This is a genomic window from Micromonospora chalcea (genome assembly GCF_028768405.1).
Lineage (GTDB): Bacteria > Actinomycetota > Actinomycetes > Mycobacteriales > Micromonosporaceae > Micromonospora > Micromonospora chalcea.
Window position 1 is genome coordinate 882,191 of sequence record NZ_CP118233.1, and the last position, 18,872, is coordinate 901,062.

6 protein-coding genes are annotated in these 18,872 nt (G+C 76.3%); all 6 read left to right on the top strand.

Annotated elements, in window-relative coordinates:
* The first annotated feature begins 55 nt into the window (after window positions 1-55).
* From PVK74_RS04160 to PVK74_RS04185, 6 genes are read left to right on the top strand one after another with little or no spacing between them, the layout of a single operon-like run.
* Window positions 56-3,505, top strand: coding sequence for a beta-ketoacyl synthase N-terminal-like domain-containing protein (locus PVK74_RS04160; protein WP_274478232.1), 3,450 nt, complete (start codon window positions 56-58; stop codon window positions 3,503-3,505).
* On the top strand, window positions 3,502-6,612 hold the full coding sequence (locus PVK74_RS04165; protein ID WP_274478233.1) for a thioesterase domain-containing protein: 3,111 nt from the start codon (window positions 3,502-3,504) through the stop codon (window positions 6,610-6,612). Before PVK74_RS04160 ends, PVK74_RS04165 begins: the two co-directional genes overlap by 4 nt.
* Complete coding sequence (locus tag PVK74_RS04170; RefSeq protein ID WP_274478234.1) at window positions 6,609-8,912, top strand: lantibiotic dehydratase; 2,304 nt, start codon at window positions 6,609-6,611, stop codon at window positions 8,910-8,912. Before PVK74_RS04165 ends, PVK74_RS04170 begins: the two co-directional genes overlap by 4 nt.
* Complete coding sequence (locus PVK74_RS04175; protein ID WP_274478236.1) at window positions 8,909-12,412, top strand: amino acid adenylation domain-containing protein; 3,504 nt, start codon at window positions 8,909-8,911, stop codon at window positions 12,410-12,412. Before PVK74_RS04170 ends, PVK74_RS04175 begins: the two co-directional genes overlap by 4 nt.
* 29 nt (window positions 12,413-12,441) lie before the next feature.
* The gene (locus PVK74_RS04180) at window positions 12,442-17,889 is read left to right on the top strand and encodes a type I polyketide synthase (protein ID WP_274478237.1); all 5,448 of its coding nucleotides are present in this window, start codon (window positions 12,442-12,444) and stop codon (window positions 17,887-17,889) included.
* Window positions 17,890-17,918: 29 nt separating this feature from the next.
* Window positions 17,919-18,872 (top strand): TauD/TfdA family dioxygenase, encoded by a 954-nt coding sequence (locus tag PVK74_RS04185; RefSeq protein WP_043324628.1) that lies wholly within the window; start codon window positions 17,919-17,921, stop codon window positions 18,870-18,872.

The following is an 18,872-nucleotide window of genomic DNA, read 5'->3' on the forward strand; positions in this document are numbered from 1 at the left end:
TGCTGCGTGCCTGTCCTCTGTGGAGCGTATCCCGCTTCCTGACATGGCGGAGCCGATGATTATCAATCGTTTCGGCGCGATCACGGCAGTACACGGCGGACGTCCGGCACTTCTCGGTGAGACCCACGAGGTCACCTACACCGAGCTGGCCGGGGCGGCCGGCGGGCACATGGCCGTGTTCGCCGCCGCGGGCCTGCGTCCCGGAGACCGGATCGCGCTGCTGACCGCGCACGGCGCACCGACCGTCGCGGCGCTGCTCGGCGCCCTGGCCGCCGGGTGCGCGTACGTGCCACTGGACCCGGGCTTCCCCGTCGCCCGGCTGCGCCACATGGTCGACGCCGCCGGCGTCACCGCCGTCGCGTGCGCCGCCGAGCACCGCGACCTGGCCTCGGCGCTGGCCGGCGAGCGTCCGGTCGTGCCGCTGGACGAGGTGCCGCCGGCCCCACTGCGCCCGGTTCCGGCCGAGCCGGACGCGCTGGCGTACGTGCTGTTCACCTCCGGCTCCACCGGCGTGCCCAAGGCGGTCGGGCAGACCCACCGCAACCTGGCCCACGTCGTCGACAACCAGATCGCCGCACTCGGCGTCGGACCGGACGACCGGCTCAGCCTGCTCGCGTCGTTCAGCTTCGACGCCGCCATCCCCGACCTCTACCCGGCGCTGCTCACCGGCGCCGCCGTCGTCCCGGTCGACCTGCGCCGCCAGGGACTCGCGTACGCCGTCGAGCAGCTCGACCGGCACCGCGCCACGGTGCTGCACTGCACGCCCACCGTCTACCGCTTCCTGCTCGACACGCTCGGCGCGCGCCGGCTGGCCACGGTGCGGGCGGTGCTGCTCGGCGGCGAACAGGCCACCTGGACCGACGCGGCCCGCGGCCGGGACCGGTTCGCCCCCGAGTGCGTGCTGGTCAACGGCTACGGCGCCACCGAGATGACGTTCGCCGCCCGGCACGTGCAGCCGCTGTCCGAGGTGGACCCGGACGCCCGCGGGCCGCTGCCGGTCGGCACCGCGTTCCCCGGCTACCGGCTCGACCTCGCCCCGGACACCGGCGAGATCGTCGTCCACAGCCGGCACCTCGCCCCCGGCTACCTCAACCAGGACAGCGACCGGTTCGGCGTCGACGTCGACGGGGTGCCGTCGTACCGCACCGGTGACCTCGGCCGGCTGCTGCCCGGCGGGGAACTGGTCTGCCTCGGCCGGCTCGACCGTCAGGTCAAGGTACGCGGGCACCGCGTCGAGCTGACCGAGATCGAAGCGGTGCTGTCCGCCCAGCCCGGCGTCGCCGGCGTCCGCGCCATCGTGCGCGACGGCGAACTGCTCGCGTACGCCCGCCCGGCCGGCGCCCGCCCCGACCCGGCGGCGCTGCGCGCCGCCCTGACCGCGGAGCTGCCCGACTACGCGGTGCCCCGCGCGGTGGTGGTGGTCGACGAGTTCCCGCTCACCGTCACCGGCAAGGTCGACGAGCGGGCGCTGCCCGACCCGGTGACCGAGGTGCCCGCCGACGCGGCGCCGGCCACCGAGACCGAGCGCGCCGTGCACGACATCTGGTGCGCGGTGCTCGGCCGCGACGCGGTCGGCCGCACCGACAGCTTCTTCGACGTGGGCGGGCAGTCGCTGCTGCTGGGCCAGGTTCAGCAGCGCCTCGCCGAGCGGTTCGGCGTCCGCCTGCCGATGCTGCGCCTGTTCGACCACCCGACCGTCGCCACCCAGGCGGCGCTGCTCGACGCCCCGCCCGAGGCGGTCCGCGCCCCGGTGCTGCCCGCGCCCGCCGCGCCGGTACGCGCCGCCCGCGAGTACACCGGCGACGAGATCGCCGTGGTCGGCCTCGCCGGCCGGTTCCCGGGCGCACCCGACGTGGCCACGTACTGGTGGAACCTGTGCACCGGGGTCGACTCGGTGCACGACCACACCGACGAGGAACTGGCCGCGCTCGGCGTCGGGCCCGGCCTGCTCGCCGACCCCCGGCACGTGCGCGCCACCGGCCGGCTCGACGGGGTGGCCGACTTCGACGCCGAGTTCTTCGGCTTCGGCGCCGACGAGGCCGCCCGTACCGACCCGCAGCACCGGCTGTTCCTGGAGACCGCCTGGGAGGCGCTGGAGGACGCCGGGCACGACCCGGCCCGCTTCCCCGGGCTGGTCGGCGTCTACGCCGCCACCTCGGCAAACCGCTACTTCCTGTTCCACCTGATGGACAACCCGGCGGTGGTCGGCGACGTCGACCCGGACGACTGGGAGGCCCGGCTCGTCGGCCGCCAGCTCACCGACCACCTGCCCGGGCAGGTGGCCTACCGGCTCGGCCTGACCGGCCCGGCGATGGCCGTGCAGTCCGCCTGCTCCAGCTCGCTCGTCGCGGTGTGCGTGGCCGCGCAGAGCCTCGCCGACTACCAGTGCGACCTGGCCCTGGCCGGCGGCTCCACCGTGATGTGGCCCCGGCACCGGGCGGGCGGGCTCGTCTCGCCCGACGGCCGGTGCCGCGCCTTCGACGAGGCCGCCGCCGGCTCCGGCTTCGGCTCCGGCGCCGGCGTGGTCGCCCTGCGCCGGCTCGCCGACGCGCAGGCCGACGGCGACCGCATCTACGCGATCCTGCCCGGCTGGGCGGTCACCAACGACGGCCCGGACCGGGCCGGCTTCGCGGTGCCCGGCCCGGCCGGGCAGGCCGCCGCCGTCGCCGGCGCGCTCGCCACCGCCGAGGTCGCGCCGGGCGAGGTCCGCTTCGTCGAGGGCCACGGCAGCGGCACGCCGCTCGGTGACGCCATCGAGGTCGCGGCGCTGCACGAGGTGTACGCGGGCGCCGCGCCCGCCGAGTCCACAGCGCTCGGCTCGGTCAAGACGAACATCGGTCACCTCGACGCCGCCGCCGGCATCGCCGGGCTGATCAAGACGGTGCTCGCCGTCCGGCACGGGGTGATCCCGCCGAACCTGCACTTCACCCGCCCGCACCCGGAGATCGACCTGACGGCCGGACCGTTCTACGTGCCCACCAAGGCGCGGGACTGGCCGGACGGCGCGCGCCGGGTCGCCGGGGTCAGCGCGTTCGGCCTCGGCGGCACCAACGCGCACGTGGTGGTGGAACAGCCGCCACCGGCCGAGCCGGCCGACCCGCCCGGCGAGGGGCCGTGGCTGCTGCCGGTCTCCGCGCGTACCCCGGCGGCGCTGCGGGCCGCGCTGACCCGCCTGCGGACCCACCTGGCCGGCGCCGCCCCGGCACTGTCCGACGTGGCCGCCACGCTGGCGCTCGGCCGGCGGGCGTTCGCGCACCGGGCGGCGGTGGTCGCCGCCGACCTGCCGGCCGCACTGTCCGCCCTGGACGTGCTGCTGGACACCGACGCCCGGATCGCCGGCGACGGCGGTCCGCTGCGCGAGACGGCCGCCGACTGGGTCGCCGGGCGCGACGTCGACTGGCACGAGCTGCACCCCGACGGCACGGTGCGTCGCACCGGACTGCCCACCTACCCGTTCCAGCGCCGCCGGCACTGGATCGACCCCGTGCAGAAAGGTCCGCGGTGAACTGGTTCGTCTCCGCCGGAAGCCGACCCGAGGCCCCGGTGCGATTGTTCTGCCTGCCCTACGCCGGTGCGGGCGCCAGCGCGTTCCGGCGCTGGGCGTCCGAGTTCGGCGAGAGCGTCGACGTGACGCCGGTGCAACTGCCCGGCCGGGAGAACCGGATCACCGAGGACCCGCGCTTCAGCGTCGCCGAGGTGGCCGACGCCATCGCCTCCCGGGCCGACCGCCCGTACGCGATCTACGGCCACTCGATGGGCGGACGGCTCGGCTTCGACGTGGTCCGCGAGCTGCGCCGCACCGGCCGCCCGCTGCCGCTGCGGCTCTACGTCGGCGGCGCCCGCGCCCCGCACGTACGCACCCCCGGCCCGTTCGACGGGCTGTCCCGGGCGAGCGACGACGAGCTGCTGCGCCGCCTCGGCGAGGGCGGCGGCCTCCCCGCCGAACTGCTCGACCACCCGGAGCTGGTGGAACTGCTGCTGCCGCTGCTGCGCGCCGACTTCGGCCGGGTCGACGACTACCGCCACGTGCCCGGCGAACCGCTGCCGGTGCCGATCGTCGCGTTCGCCGGCCGCACCGACCGGGCGGTCACCCGGGACCAGAACGCGGCCTGGGCCGAGCACACCGCGGCCGGGTTCACCCTGCACGAGCTGGACGGCGGGCACTTCTTCCTGCACGACCGGCTGCCCGAGCTGGCCGCGCTGATCCGCGCCGACCTGACCGCCGCGCTCTCGGACCCCCGCGCCGGCACGCCGGACGCGGGTCCGGACCCGGTGCGCGCCGCCGGCCGCGGGACCGCCGGCGCCGCGCACCGGGTCCCCCTCGGCGACACCGGCTGGTCGGTGTGGCGCGACGCGGTGCTGCGTACCACCGGGTTCCCGGCCGACGGGCTGGAGCTGTTCAGCGCGCCCCGGGCCGCCACCGCCGCCGACGAGCTGCTCGCCACCGGCGCGGGCGCGGACCGGTTCGACAAGGAGTTCGAGGAGGCGCTGCGCTCCGGCGCGCAGCGGTTCAGCGCGCTGGCCGCCGATCCGCTGCTTCGCGAGGCGGTCACCTGGCAGAACCGGGGCGCGCTCGTCGCGTTCGACGGGCTGGTGCGCGGCGGCGCCGACGCGGCCCGCAACGTACGCCGCCGCGACCGGGAACGGGCGCTGCTGAAGTACTGGCAGCGCTACTGCGGCAAGAACGAGACGGTCGGCTTCTTCGGGCCCAGCTGCTGGGTCACAGTCGATCCGGCACAGCCGGAAGTTGCCCGGGTCAACCCCGGCGACCGGTTGACCCGCCGACGCTGGGTGTGGTTCGAGTCGTGGGCGCTGACCGCGTACGCCGACCGGATCGGCGCGGACCTGGCGGTCCGCCGCTGGTGGCCACCGATGCTCCGGCCACACCTGGCGGTCCGGGACCGGGCCGTGCTGCGCCCCGGACGTCCGCCGCTGACGCTGACCCCGGTCGAGGCCGAGCTGCTGCGCGCGGCCGACGGGCGGCGCCCCGCCGCCGACCTGGTCGCCGACCCGGCGATCGGGCTGCGCCGCCCCGAGGACGGCTACGCGCTGCTCGACCGCCTGGTTGAGCGCGAACTGATCACCTGGGACGCGGCCCTGCCGGTGAGCCCGGACGCCGAACGGGTGCTGGCCGACCGGATCGAGGCGATCGGTGACGAGCCGGCCCGCGCCGCCGCCCGCGCCGGGTTCGACCGGCTGCGCGCCGCGCGCGACGAGGTGGCCGCGGCGGCCGGGGACGCGGAGCGGCTGCGCGCCGCGCTGGACGCGCTCGACGCCACGTTCACCGAGCTGACCGGCGTGCCCGCGGTACGCCGGGCCGGACAGATGTACGCCGGGCGCACGGTCTGCTACGAGGACAGCGCCCGGGACCTGGACGTGGTCTTCGGCGCGCCGCTGCTGGCCGAGCTGGCCGCCCCGCTGGACGTGCTGCTGCGCGCCGCCCGCTGGCTGGCCAACGCGCTCGCCCGCGCCTACCTCGACGTGCTGCGCGGCCTGTACGAGGAACTGCGCGCCGAGTCCGGCGGCCCGGTGCCGCTGGCCGACCTGTGGTTCCTGGCCCAGGGCATGTTCTGGGGCGACGGCGAGCGGCCCGTCGACGCGGTGGCGGCGGAGTTCGCCGCCCGCTGGTCCGGGCTGTTCGGCCTGGACACGCTGCCCGCCGGCACCACCGACGTACGGCTGCGCGCGGCCGACCTCGCCGACCGGATCGACGCGGTGTTCCCCGGCGCCGGCCCGGAGTGGTCCAACGCCGCCATCCACAGCCCCGACCTGCAGATCTGCGCCACCGACGCGGACGCGCTGCGGCGCGGCGACTACACCGTGGTGCTCGGTGAGCTGCACGCCGCCTGGTCGTCGTTCGACTGCGCCGTGTTCACCCCGTCGCACCCGGACGTGGAGCGGCTGCGCGACGCGCTGGCGGCGGACCTCGGGCAGCGGCGCGTCCGGCTGCTGTTCCCGGCCGACTGGCCGCGCCGGACCAGCCGTACCGCCGAGTCGCTGACCGGCCCGACCGACCGGCACCTGGCGTTCCTCGACGCGCCCGGCGCCGACCCGGCCCGCGTGCTGCCCACAGTGGACCTGGTCGTCGACGACGTCGACGGCGAACTGGTGGCGACCGCCTCGGACGGGCAGCGCTGGCCGCTCACCGAGATCTTCGCCGAGCCGTTCAGCGCGCACGCCGTGGACGGCTTCAAGCTGGTCGCCGCCGCGCCGTACACGCCCCGGATCACCGTGGACCGGCTGGTGCTGGCCCGGCAGACGTGGCGGACCACAGTGGGCGACAGCGGCCTGGCCGTCCCGAACGGGGAGCGCGAGCGCTTCCTCGCCGTCCGGGACTGGCGCCGCCGCCTCGGCCTGCCCGAACAGGTGTACGTCAAGTTCGGCACCGAGACCAAGCCCTGCTTCGTCGACCTGTCCGCGCCGGCGTTCGCCACCACGCTCTGCGCGATGGCGCGCGCCGCCCGGGTCGACGGCGGCGACGACGTCTCGTTCACCGTCAGCGAGATGCTGCCCGCCCCGGAGCAGGCGTGGGTGCCCGACGGACAGGGCCGCCGCTACTTCAGCGAGCTGCGCCTGCACATCACCGACGCCCGGCGGGAGGACCACCGGTGAGCCATCTGGTGCCCCTGGGCGACACCGGCTGGTCGGTGTGGCGTGACGTGGTCCTGCGGACCGCCGGTTTCCCGGCCGCCGGGCTGGACCGGTTCGCCGCGCCGGACTGCGCCGCCGTCGCGGACGCGCTGATCGCCGGCGACACCGGCGCCGAGGTGTTCGACAAGACGCTGCGCGAGGCGTTCGCCGAGTCCTCCGCGGTGGCCGGCGAGCTGGCCGCCGACCCGCTGCTGCGCGAGGCGGTGACCTGGCAGAACCCGGACATGCTGATCGCGCTGGACGGGCTGCTGCGCACCGACCCGCAGGTCCGCAACGTGCGCCGCCGCAAGCGCGAGCTGAGCCTGCTGCGCTACTGGCAGCGCTACTGCGGCAAGGCCGAGACCATCGGCTTCTTCGGCCCGGTCTGCTGGGGCACGTTCGACACCACCCGGCCCGGCGTGCACACCGTGCCCGGTGCCGCGCTGGTACACCGGCGGCGGGTGTACTTCGAGGCGTGGGCGCTCATCGCGTACGCCGACCGGCTCGCCGACGACCTGGCGGTGCGCCGCTGGTGGGCGCCCGCCCTGCAACCGCACCTGACCGTCGCCGGCCGGGAGCTGCGCTGGCCGCTGCACCCGCCGATCGCGCTGACCCCGGTCGAGGCGCTGGTGCTCGGCGCCTGCGACGGGCGTACCCCCGCGGTGGAGCTGGCGCAGCGGCTGTGCGACGCCGGTGACGTGCACAGCGCCGACGACGTCTACCTGCTGCTGGACCGGTGGGTCGAGCGCGGCCAGCTCAGCTGGGGCGCGAACCTGCCGATCGCGCCCGACGCCGAACTGGTGCTCGAAGCGCGGATCGCCGCGATCGGCGACGAGCCGGTCCGCGCCGCCACAGCGGCCGAGTTCGGCCGGCTGCGCGCCGCCCGCGACGAGGTGGCCGCGTCGGCCGGCGACCCGGACCGGCTCGGCGCCGCGCTCGCCGCGCTCAACGCCGAGTTCACCGCCGTCACCGGCCGCCCGGCCACCCGGCACAGCGGGCAGATGTACGCCGCCCGCACCGTCTGCTACGAGGAGACCGCCCGCGAACTGGAGTTCCGCATCGGGTCGGCGGTCATCGACGCGCTCGCCGAGCCCCTCGCCGTAGTGCTGCGTACCGCCCGCTGGTTCACCGGCGAGGTGGCCGCCCGCTGCGGTGAGGTCTTCACCGAACTGCACGAGGAACTGGCCGCCGACGGCCCGGTGCGGCTGGCCGACCTGTGGCTGCTGGCCCAGGGCACGCTCGTCTCCCCGGACGGCCCGATCGGCCGGGCCGGCGCCACGCTCACCGCACGCTGGGCCGAGCTGTTCGGCCTGGCCGACCTGCCCGAGGGGCAGCCGGAGCTGCGGCTGCGCGCCGCGGACCTGACCGACCGGGTCCGGGAACTGTTCCCGGCGACCCGACCCGGCTGGCCGTCGGCCCGGCTGCACAACCCGGACGTGCAGCTGTGCGCCGCCTCGCCGGAGGCCGTCGAACGCGGCGACTTCCTGCTCGTGCTCGGCGAGCTGCACCCGGCGTCGGTCGCGTTCGACAGCGCGGTGCTCAGCCCGTTCCACCCCGACCCGGCGGCGCTGCGCGCCGACCTCGACGCCGACCTGGGCCCGGTCCGGCTGCGGGTGCTGTGGCCGGACAGCTTCCCCCGCCGCACCACCCGCACCACGTACGCGCTGACCGGCCCGGCGGACCGCCAGCTCGGCATCGACACGGCGCACGGCGCCGACGTGGACCGCCTGGTCCCGGCCACCGCCGTGCTGGTCGAACGCACCGGCGACACGCTCACCGCGGTCTTCCCCGACGGCGCCCGCTGGCCGCTGATGGAGGTCTTCGCCACGCTGCTCGGCTCGCTGCTGCTCGACGCGTTCAAGCTGCTCGGCGCCGCGGCGTACACGCCCCGGATCACCATCGACCGGCTGGTGGTGGCACGGCGCACCTGGCGCACCACGGCCGGGGCGTGCGGGCTGGGCGGCCACCCCGACGAGACCTCCCGCTACCTGGCGGTACGCCGCTGGCGCGCCGAGACCGGCCTGCCCGAGCGGGTCTTCGTCAAGGTCGGCACCGAGATCAAACCCTGCTACGTGGACCTGACCGGGCCGCTGTACGCGCAGTCCCTGTGCGCCATGGTCGACGCCGCGCTGCGGACCGGCCCGGACGTGCCGGTGGTGGTCTCCGAACTGCTGCCCGCCCCCGCCGAGGCCTGGGTGCCCGACGCCCAGGGCCGCGGCTACGTCAGCGAACTGCGCCTCCAGATCACCGACCCGGCCGAGCACCTTGGAGCACTCCGGTGACCGACACCCTGACCGTCAGCGCCGTCCACGGCACCGACCTGCCCTGGCCGGACGCCACCCTCGCCGACCTGATCACCGCGCAGGCGGCCCGCACCCCGGACGCGGTGGCGGTGCGCCAGTGGGACACCCGGCTCACCTACCGGCAGCTCGTCGACCGGGCCGCCGGGGTGGCCGCCGCGCTGCGTGAGCACGGCGTCGGCCGGGGCGACCGGGTCGGCGTGTGCGGCGCGCGTACCCCCGACCTGGTGACGACGGTGGTCGGCGTGCTGCTCGCCGGCGCCGTGTACGTGCCGCTGGAGCCGGGCGGCCCCCGGGCCCGGCTGCGCGGCATCGTCCGCGACGCGGGCGTCCGGGTCGTCGTCGGCGACGCGGCGGCGGCCGAGTTCGGCGACGAGCCCGGCGTGACGGCGCTCGGCCTGCCCGGCCCGGCCCCGCTCGCGCCCTGCCCGGCCCGCCCCGGCGACCCGGCGTACGTGCTGTTCACCTCCGGCTCCACCGGCCGCCCGAAGGGCGTGCTGACCACCCACCGCAACGCCGTCGAGTTCGTCACCGGCGTGAGCGCGCTGACCGGCGCCGACGCCTCGATCCGCAGCCTCGGCATCGCCTCGCTCGGCTTCGACGCGGCCACCATGGACCTGTTCGTGCCGCTGACGCTCGGCGGCGCGGTGCAGCTGCTCGGCGCCGACGACCGGGCCGACCCGGTCCGGCTGGCCCGGTTCGTCGCCGCGCACGAGGTCACCTGGGGCTTCATCACCCCGACCGTGCTGTCGCTGCTCGACCCGGCCGGGTTCCCGTCATGGCGGGTGCTGCTCTGCGGCGGCGAGGCGGTCCCGGCCGAGCTGGTCGCCCGCTGGGCGCCGGGCCGGCGGTTCCTCAACGGCTACGGCCCCACCGAGACCACGGTGCTGGCGGTCACCTGCGACCTCACGCCGGCCGACACCGACCCGATGCCGATCGGCCGGCCGCTGCCCAACCACCGGGCGTACGTGGTCGACGCCGACCTGCGGCCGGTGCCGGCGGGCGAGACCGGCGAGCTGCTGATCGGCGGGCCCGGCCTGGCCGACGGCTACCTGAACCGGCCCGGCCTGACCGCCGAGCGGTTCGTGCCCGACCCGTTCGGCGACGTCCCCGGCGAGCGGCTCTACCGCACCGGCGACCTGGTCCGGCAGGGCCCGGACGGCCGGATCGTCTACCTGGGCCGCGCCGACCGGCAGGTCAAGGTGCGCGGCCAGCGCATCGAGCTGGGCGAGATCGAGGCGGTGCTGGCCGCCTGCCCCGGCGTCGAGCGCGTCGCGGTGGAGGCGGTGCCCGGCCCGGCCGGCGCCGAGCTGGTCGCGTTCCTCACCCCGGCCGGCGCGCCCGGCGACGACGAGCTGCGGGCGTACGCGCAGACGCGGCTGACCACCGCGATGCTGCCGGCCCGGACGGTGCGGCTGGACGCGCTGCCGGTCAGCCCGGTCACCGGCAAGCTGGACCGGCCGGCGCTGCGCGAACTGGCCGCGGCGACCCCGGCCGCAGTCGCCGACGCGTCCGCCGACGACGACCCGGTGACGGCGGCGGTCCGGCGCGTCTGGACCCGGCTGCTCGGCGCCGCGCCCGCCCCGGACAGCGACTTCCTCGCCGCCGGCGGCAACTCCATCGCCGCGATGCGGCTGGTCGCGGCGCTGCGCGCGGAGCTGGGCCGGCAGGTGGACACCCGGGTGCTGTTCGCCGACCGCACGTTCGCCGCGCTGGTGGACCGGGTCCGCGCCGCCGACCCGGCCGACGCCGACGGGCTGACCACCGGCAACCCGCCGACGCTGTCCCCGCCGCAGCGGCGGCTGTGGTTCATGGACCAGCTCGCCCCGTCCAGCGCGCCGTACAACATCGCCGTCGCGCACCGGCTGCGCGGGCCGCTGGACGTCGCCGCGCTCGGCGCCGCGCTGCGGGCCGTCGCCGAACGGCACGACGTGCTGCGCTGGCGGATCCCGCAGAACGGCGGCGTGCCGTACGCGGTCCGCGAGGAACCCACCGACGTGGCGGTGCCGGTGGTCGACCTGACCGCCGCCGCCGACCCGGACACCGAGCTGGCCGGCATGCTCGCGGCCGGCGCCGGGCACGCGTTCGACCTGGCCACCGGCCCGCCCTGGCAGGTGACCGTGTACCGGCTCGCCGCGCAGGAGCACGTGCTCGCGGTCACCGTGCACCACGCGGTCTTCGACGGCTGGTCCGAGGCGCTGCTCTACGACGAGCTGGCGCTCGCGTACGCCCGCGCGCTCGGCCGGTCCGTGCCGGGCCGCCCGCCGCTGCCCGCCACGTACGCCGACTACGCCGTGTGGCGCGCCGACCGGGACCGGCGCCGCGGCGAGACCGACCTGGCCTGGTGGACCGCGCACCTGGCCGGCGCGCCGACGGTGCTGGACCTGCCCCGCGACCGGCCCCGCCCGGCCGTGCAGACGTACGCCGGCGCGGAGGCCGCGGTACGGCTGGACGAGGCCGCCGACCGGGACGTGCGCGACCTGGCCGCGCGGCGCGGCACCACAGTCGCCGCGGTGCTGCTGGCCGCGTTCGGCGAGCTGCTGCGCCGGGTCACCGGCGGCGACGAGCACGTGCTCGGCGCGATCGTCGCCGACCGGCGGCTGGCCGCGTTCGACGAGGTGATCGGGTTCTTCATCGACACCGTGCCGGTGCGGGTCCGCTCCGGTGGCGCGAGCTTCGCCGAGCAGGTCGACCGGGCCGCCGCCGAGCTGCACGAGGTCACCGCCCACCCGGGCGCGCCGCTGGAACGCATCGTGGAGGCGCTCGGCGTGGGCCGGGACACCTCCCGCGCCCCGCTGGTGCAGGTGCTGTTCAACGTGCTCAACTTCGCCCCGCCCCGGCTGGCGCTGACCGGCCTGGCGGCCGAGCCGGTGTCGGTGCCCAAGCCCGGCTCGCCGTTCGACCTGACCGTCTACGTGGTGGAGCGTGACGGGCGGGCCGGCGTCGAGGTGGTGCACAACCCGGACCTGTTCACCGCCGAGCGGATCAGCGCGCTCCTGGCCGACCTGGCCGCCCTGGTCGGCGCGCTCGCCGCCGATCCGGACGCGCCGGCCGCCGAGGTGGCGCCCGAGCTGCCCCGCCCGGCGGTGCGTGTGGCCGCGCTCGGCGCGATGACCGTCGCCACCGCCGAACCGGCCCGCGCGCCGCTGCCCACCGGCTCGGACGCGCTCACCGGCACCGAGGAGCTGATCGCCGGCATCTGGCGCGACGTGCTCGGCCGGGACACCGTCGGCGTCACCGACAACTTCTTCGACATCGGCGGCCACTCGATGGCCCTGGCCGCCGTGTACGCCCGGCTCACCGAGGCCACCGGCCGCTCGATCACCATGCTCGACCTGTTCCGCCACCCGACCGTGCGGGCGCTCGCCGCCAGCCTGGACGGGGCCGCCGACCGGCCGGAACTGGCCCGCGCCGCGCTGCGCGCCGCCGCGCGGCGGGGCCGCGCCCGCCGAACCCCGCCGCCACGCCGACCTCACCCGTGACGCGATCCCTTGTGAATGAAGGAACCCCCATGCAGAACGACATTCCCGCCGACGACGGCGTCGAGCCCATCGCCATCGTCGGGCTCGCCGCCCGCCTGCCCGGCGCGGCCGACGTCGACGAGTTCTGGCGCAACCTGGTCGACGGCGTGGAGTCGACGACCGAGCTGACCCGCGAGGAGCAGCTCGCCCGCGGCGCGCAGCCGCAGGAGGTCGACGACCCGGGCTGGGTCAACCGTGCCCCGCTGGTGGACGGCTACGACGAGTTCGACGCCGGCCTGTTCGGGATGACCGCCCGCGAGGCCGAGATCACCGACCCGCAGCACCGGCTGTTCCTGGAGACCTGCTACACCGCGTTGCAGGACGCCGGCTACGACCCGGGCCGCTACGACGGTGCGGTCGGCGTGTACGCCGGCACCGGCGGAAACACGTACCTGCACCGCAACGTGTACCGCAACAAGCGGGTCGGCGGGAACCCGCACGGCGCGGTGTCGCTGGCCACCGGCAACTCGCCGAACTACGTGGCCACGAACGTGTCGTACCGGCTGGACCTGCGCGGCCCCAGCATGACCGTGCACACCGCCTGCTCCACCTCGCTGGTCGCGTTCCACCTGGCCTGCGAGGCGCTGCGCAACGGCGAGTGCGACATGGCCCTGGCCGGCGGCGTCAACATCGAGCTGCCGCACGTCGGCTACCTCGGCATGGACGGCTTCACCTCGCCGGACGGGCGGTGCCGGCCGTTCGACGCCGCAGCGAACGGCACGGTGTGGGGCAGCGGCGTCGGCGTGACGCTGCTCAAGCGGCTCTCCGACGCGATCGCCGACGGCGACCACATCCGCGCGGTCGTGCTCGGCAACGCCATCAACAACGACGGCGCCGGGAAGGTCGGCTTCACCGCCCCCAGCATCGACGGGCAGACGGAGGCCATCGCCCAGGCCGTCGCGCTCGCCGGCGTCGACCCGCGCAGCATCAGCTACGTCGAGGCGCACGGCACCGGCACCGCCCTCGGCGACCCGATCGAGGTCGCCGCGCTGTCCGCCGTCTACGCCAAGGACACCGACGAGCGCGGCTGGTGCGGCATCGGGTCGGTGAAGTCGAACATCGGCCACCTGAGCCAGCCCTCCGGCATCGTCAGCGTGATCAAGACGGTGCTGGCGATGGAGCACGGGCTGATCCCGCCGACCATCAACTACGAGGCGCCGAACCCGGCCATCGACTTCGCCGACACCCCGTTCTACGTGGCGAACACGCTGACCAAGTGGGACACCGACGGCGGGCCGCGCCGGGCCGGGGTCAGCTCCTTCGGCATCGGCGGCACCAACGCGCACGTCGTGCTCCAGGAGGCGCCGGCGGCGGAGCGGGACGAGCCGCCGGCCCGCCCGGCGCACCTGCTCCAGGTGTCGGCGAAGACGCCGACCGCGCTGGACGTCGCCGTGCGCCGGCTCGCCGAGCACCTGGAGGGCGGCAGCGACGTGGCGCTCGCCGACGTGGCGCACACGCTGCGCGTCGGCCGCCAGACGTACGCCCACCGCGCCGCCGTCGTGGCCGGGGACCCGGCGTCCGCCGCCGCCGCGCTGCGCGAGCGGCGCAAGGGCCACCGGGGCGTCGGCGACGGACCCGCCCCCCGGGTGGCGTTCCTGTTCAGCGGCCAGGGCTCGCAGTACGCCGGGATGGGCGCCGAACTGTACGCCCAGGACCGGGCGTTCGCCGCCGCCGTGGACGAGTGCGCCGACCTGCTCCGCCCCGAGCTGGGCCTGGACATCCGGGACCTGATCCTCGGCCGCGACCCGGACGCGGCGGACAAGCTCACCGAGACCCGGTGGACCCAGCCCGCGTTGTTCACCGTCGAGTACGCCCTCGCCGTCGCGTGGCGGGCCGCCGGGGTCGTCCCGGCCGCGATGATCGGCCACTCCATCGGCGAGTACGTGGCCGCCACGCTCGCCGGCGTGCTCGACCTCGCGGACGCGCTGCGCGTGGTGGCCGCCCGGGGCCGGCTCATGCACTCCCTGCCCGCCGGCTCGATGCTGGCGGTCACGCTCGACGAGTCGGCGGTGGCCGACCGGCTGCCTCAGGGCCTGTCGGTGGCCACCGTCAACGGCCCCGGCACCTGCGTGGTGGCCGGCGAGACCGCGCTCGTGGAGGAGTTCGCCGCCAGCCTGGGCGGCAAGAACAAGTCGAAGCTGCTGCGCACCTCGCACGCGTTCCACTCGCCGATGATGGACCCGATCCTGGACGAGTTCACCGCGCTGATGGCCACCGTGCCGCTGCGCGCCCCGGCGGTGCCGTTCCTGTCGAACGTGACCGGAACCTGGATCACCGAGGCGCAGGCCACCGACCCGGCGTACTGGGCCGCGCACCTGCGCCGCCCGGTCCGCTTCGGCGCGTGCGTGGCCACGCTGCTCGCCGAGGGCACCTGGGCGCTCGTCGAGTGCGGCCCCGGCCGGCAACTGGCCAACCTGGCCCGGATGCAGGTCGCCAAGGCCGGCGAGGCGCAGCGCGCGCTGACCCCGCTGGGCAGCCTGCCCGGCGCGGGCGAGCAGACGGGTGACCTGGCCGCGCTGCTCGGCACGGCCGGCGCGCTCTGGTGCGCCGGGGTGCCGGTGCGCCTTGCGGCCGACCCGGCGGCGCGGCGGGTGCCGCTGCCCACGTACCCGTTCGAGCGGCGCCGCTACTGGATCGACCCGGACCCGGAGCAGGAACTGGCCACGGCGCCCGTCGAGACCGGCCCCCGGCCGCTGCCGGAGTGGTTCGCGGTGCCGGTGTGGCGCCAGGCCGCCTCGGCGCGCGCCGTGGAGCCGCTGGGCCGCTGCCTGGTGCTGGCCGACGGTCCGCGCGGCGAGGCGCTCGTGGCCGCGTTGCGCGCCGCCGGCGACGACCCGGTCGAGGTACGCGCCGGCGAGGCGTTCGCCGCCACCGCGAGCGGTTTCCGGCTGCGCCCCGGCGTACGCGCCGACGCCGAGGAGCTTCTGGCCGCGCTCGGCGCCGACGTGCCCCGCCGGATCGTGCACGCGTTCGCCCTCGACGGCGAGCCGGCCGGCACCGACCCGGCGGCGGCCTGGGCGGCGCAGGAGCGCGGCTTCTTCGGCGCGCTGCACCTGGTGCAGGCGCTCGCGGGCGCCGGTGTGACCGCCGACGAGGCGGGCGTACGCCTGGACCTGGTCACCGCCGGCATCGGCGACGTACGCGGCGACGACCTCGTCCGCCCCGAGCACGCCACGCTGGCCGGCCTGGCCCGGGTGCTCCCGGCCGAGCTGCCCGGCCTGACCGTGCGGCTGCTGGACACCGATCCGGCCGCGCGCGGCGTGGCCGCCCTGGTGGCCGAGCTGCGCAGCCCGGTCGACGCCGAGCACCCGGAGGTGGCGCTGCGCGGCGACCGCCGCTGGCTCGGCGGCTACGAGCAGGTGAGCGTCGCGGCCGAGGCGGAGCCGGGCGTGCTGCGCGAGGAGGGCCGCTACCTGATCACCGGCGGTCTCGGCGGCATCGGCGTCACCCTGGCCGAGGACTTCGCCCGCCGGGCCCGCGCCAAGCTGGTGCTGCTGGCCCGCTCCGGGCTGCCCGGACGCGACGAGTGGGACGCGCACCTGGCGGTGCACGGCGGCGCCGACCGGGCCGGACGCGCCATCGCGGCGATCCGCCGGATGGAGGCCGCGGGCGCCGAGGTGCTGGTGCTCGCCGCCGACGTCACCGACGCGGACGACCTGCGCCGGGTCCGCGACGAGGCCGAGCGGCGGTTCGGCGGGCTCGACGGCATCGTGCACGCCGCCGGCCTGCCCGGCGGTGGCATGGCCGAGATCAAGGAGCGCGACGAGGCGCAGCGTGTGCTGGCCCCGAAGCTGGCCGGCACGCTCGCGCTGGCCCAGGTCTTCGGCGACCTGCCGCTGGACTTCGTCGTGCTGTGCTCCTCGATCACCGCGGTGATCGGCGGGTTCGGCCAGGTCGACTACTGCGCCGCGAACAACTTCCTGGACGCCTTCGCGCGCTCCGGCACCGGGTTCCGCGCCCCGGTCGTGTCGCAGAACTGGGGCGGCTGGGCCGAGGTCGGCATGGCGGTGGAGACCGCCGCGCCGGCCGCGTTCCGGGCCGCCGGGCGGGACACCGTGACCACCACGGTCACGCACCCGGTGCTGACCACGATGGTCGCCGGGCCGGACGGCACGGTGCTGCACGGCCTGGTCGCGGCCGACACCCACTGGCTGCTCGACGAGCACCGGATCGGCGGCGTGCCGGTGGTGCCGGGCACCGCCCACCTGGAGTCGGTACGCGCGGCGGTGGCCGCCGCGCTGCCCGCGCCGGGGCCGGACGCCGCTGTCGAGCTGCGTGACGTGGTGTTCCTGGAGCCGTTCTCGGTGCCGGACGGCACCGTGGCCCAGTACCGGGTCGAGCTGACCCCGACCGAGGACGGCACCGACTTCACCGTCGCCAGCCTCGCCGCCGGCCAGGCGCGCGCCCACGTACGCGGCAGCGCCGGGTGGACCACCGAGGCGGCCCCGCCGGCCGCCGTGCCCGCCGTGGCCGGACGGCGGGTCGACGACGACGCCTCGTTCGGCCGGGGACGCACCAGCATGCTGACGTTCGGCCCGCGCTGGGCGGCGCTGGCCGAGCACCACCTCGCCGACGGCGAGGAACTGGCCCGCGTGCAGGCGCCCGCCGCCGCGCTCGGCGACCTGCCCTCGTGGGGGCTGCACCCGGCGCTGCTGGACGTGGCCACCGCGTTCGGCCGCGGCCAGGGCTCCGGCACCTACCTGCCGCTGTCGTACGGCCGGATCGTGGTGCGCGGCGCGCTGCCGGCGACGTTCCACAGTCACCTGCGGCACCGGCCCGCCGCCACCGACGAGGTGGTCGCCGCCGACCTGTCGCTGCGCGACCCGGACGGGCGGGAACTGGTCGCGATCAGCGACTTCGTGCTGCGCCGGGTCGACCAGGACGCGGTCACCGGCAACCTGGCCGAAGCCCCGGCGGACGCCGACGCCCCGGCGCCGGTGACCGAGGACATCCGCCCGGTCGACGGCGCGGAGGCGTTCCGGCGCAGCCTCGCCGCCGGGCTCGGCGCCCAGGTGGTGATCGCCACCCGCACCGTCGCCGACATCCGTCGCCGGGCCGCCCGGGTCACCACCGACAGCATCGCCGAGGAGACCGACGCGGCGGCCGGCGCGACCGCGGCCACCGGCGGCGGCTCGGCCGCACCCGGCACCGAGCTGGAGAAGACCATCGCCCAGGTGTGGCGCGACGGTCTCGGCGTCACCGACATCGGCGTGGACGACGACTTCTTCGCCCTCGGCGGCAACTCGCTGGTCGCCGTGCAGCTGATCGCCGCCATGCGCAAGGCGACCGGGGTGCGGCTGCCGATGCGCAGCCTCTTCGAGACCCCCACGGTGGCCGGCCTGGCCGCCCGGATCGAGGAGCTGCGCGCCGAGGCGCCCGCCGACCAACCGGCCGCCCCGGCGGCGATCCCGGCCATCCCGCGGCTGCCCCGCGGCTGACATCCGACGGAACAAGGAGACACCGCACCATGAGCGAGACAACCGCGACGCTGCCGGTGGTCGTCGAGAACGACGGCCGGCCGCTGACCGACCTCATCGCCGCCCGGCGCGCCGAGCTGCGGGACACCCTCGTCGCCAGCGGAGGGCTGCTGTTCCGCGGCTTCGACGTGGGTGGCGTGGACGGCTTCGACCAGGCCGTACGGGCGCTGGCCGGCGAGCCGCTGACCTACACCGAGCGCTCCTCGCCCCGGCACTCCATCAAGGGCCGGGTCTACACCTCGACCGACTACCCGCCGGACGAGGAGATCTTCCTGCACAACGAGAACTCGTACCAGGCGCGCTGGCCGCTGACGCTGTTCTTCTACTGCGTCACGCCGCCGGACAGCCAGGGCGCCACGCCGCTGGCCGACGTGCGCCGGGTGTACGAGCTGATCGACCCGGCGGTCCGCGAGGAGTTCGTCCGCCGCCGCTGGATGCTGGTGCGCAACTTCCACGGCGACTTCGGCACCCGCTGGCAGGAGGTGTTCAACACCGAGAGCCGCGCCGAGGTGGAGGCGTACGCGGCGGACAACGGGATCACCGTGGAATGGGTCGGCAAGGACGGCCTGCGTACCCGCGCGGTCCGGGACGTGGTGCACCACCGGCCCGGCTCGGACACCCCGCGCTGGTTCAACCACGCCACCTTCTTCCACCTGAGCACGTTGCCCAAGGACTACCAGGAAGGGCTGCTGGCCATGTTCGGCGCCGACGGGCTGCCGTCGAACACCTACTACGGCGACGGCGGCGAGATCCCCGCCGACGTGATGGACCACCTGCGCGCCGCCTACCGGGCGGCCACGGTCCGCTTCGACTACCAGCGCGACGACGTGCTGGTGGTGGACAACATGACCGCCGCGCACGGCCGGGAGCCGTTCACCGGCCCCCGCAAGATCGCCGTGGCGATGGCCGAGCCGCACACCCCCGACACCGCAGGAGCGAACTGA

What these genes read in the sequence shown, in the direction of transcription:
- PVK74_RS04160 (WP_274478232.1), top strand. Translation starts at nt 56, where the DNA reads ATGATTATCAATCGTTTCGGCGCGATCACGGCAGTACACGGCGGACGT.
- PVK74_RS04180 (WP_274478237.1), top strand. Translation starts at nt 12,442, where the DNA reads ATGCAGAACGACATTCCCGCCGACGACGGCGTCGAGCCCATCGCCATC.
- PVK74_RS04185 (WP_043324628.1), top strand. Translation starts at nt 17,919, where the DNA reads ATGAGCGAGACAACCGCGACGCTGCCGGTGGTCGTCGAGAACGACGGC.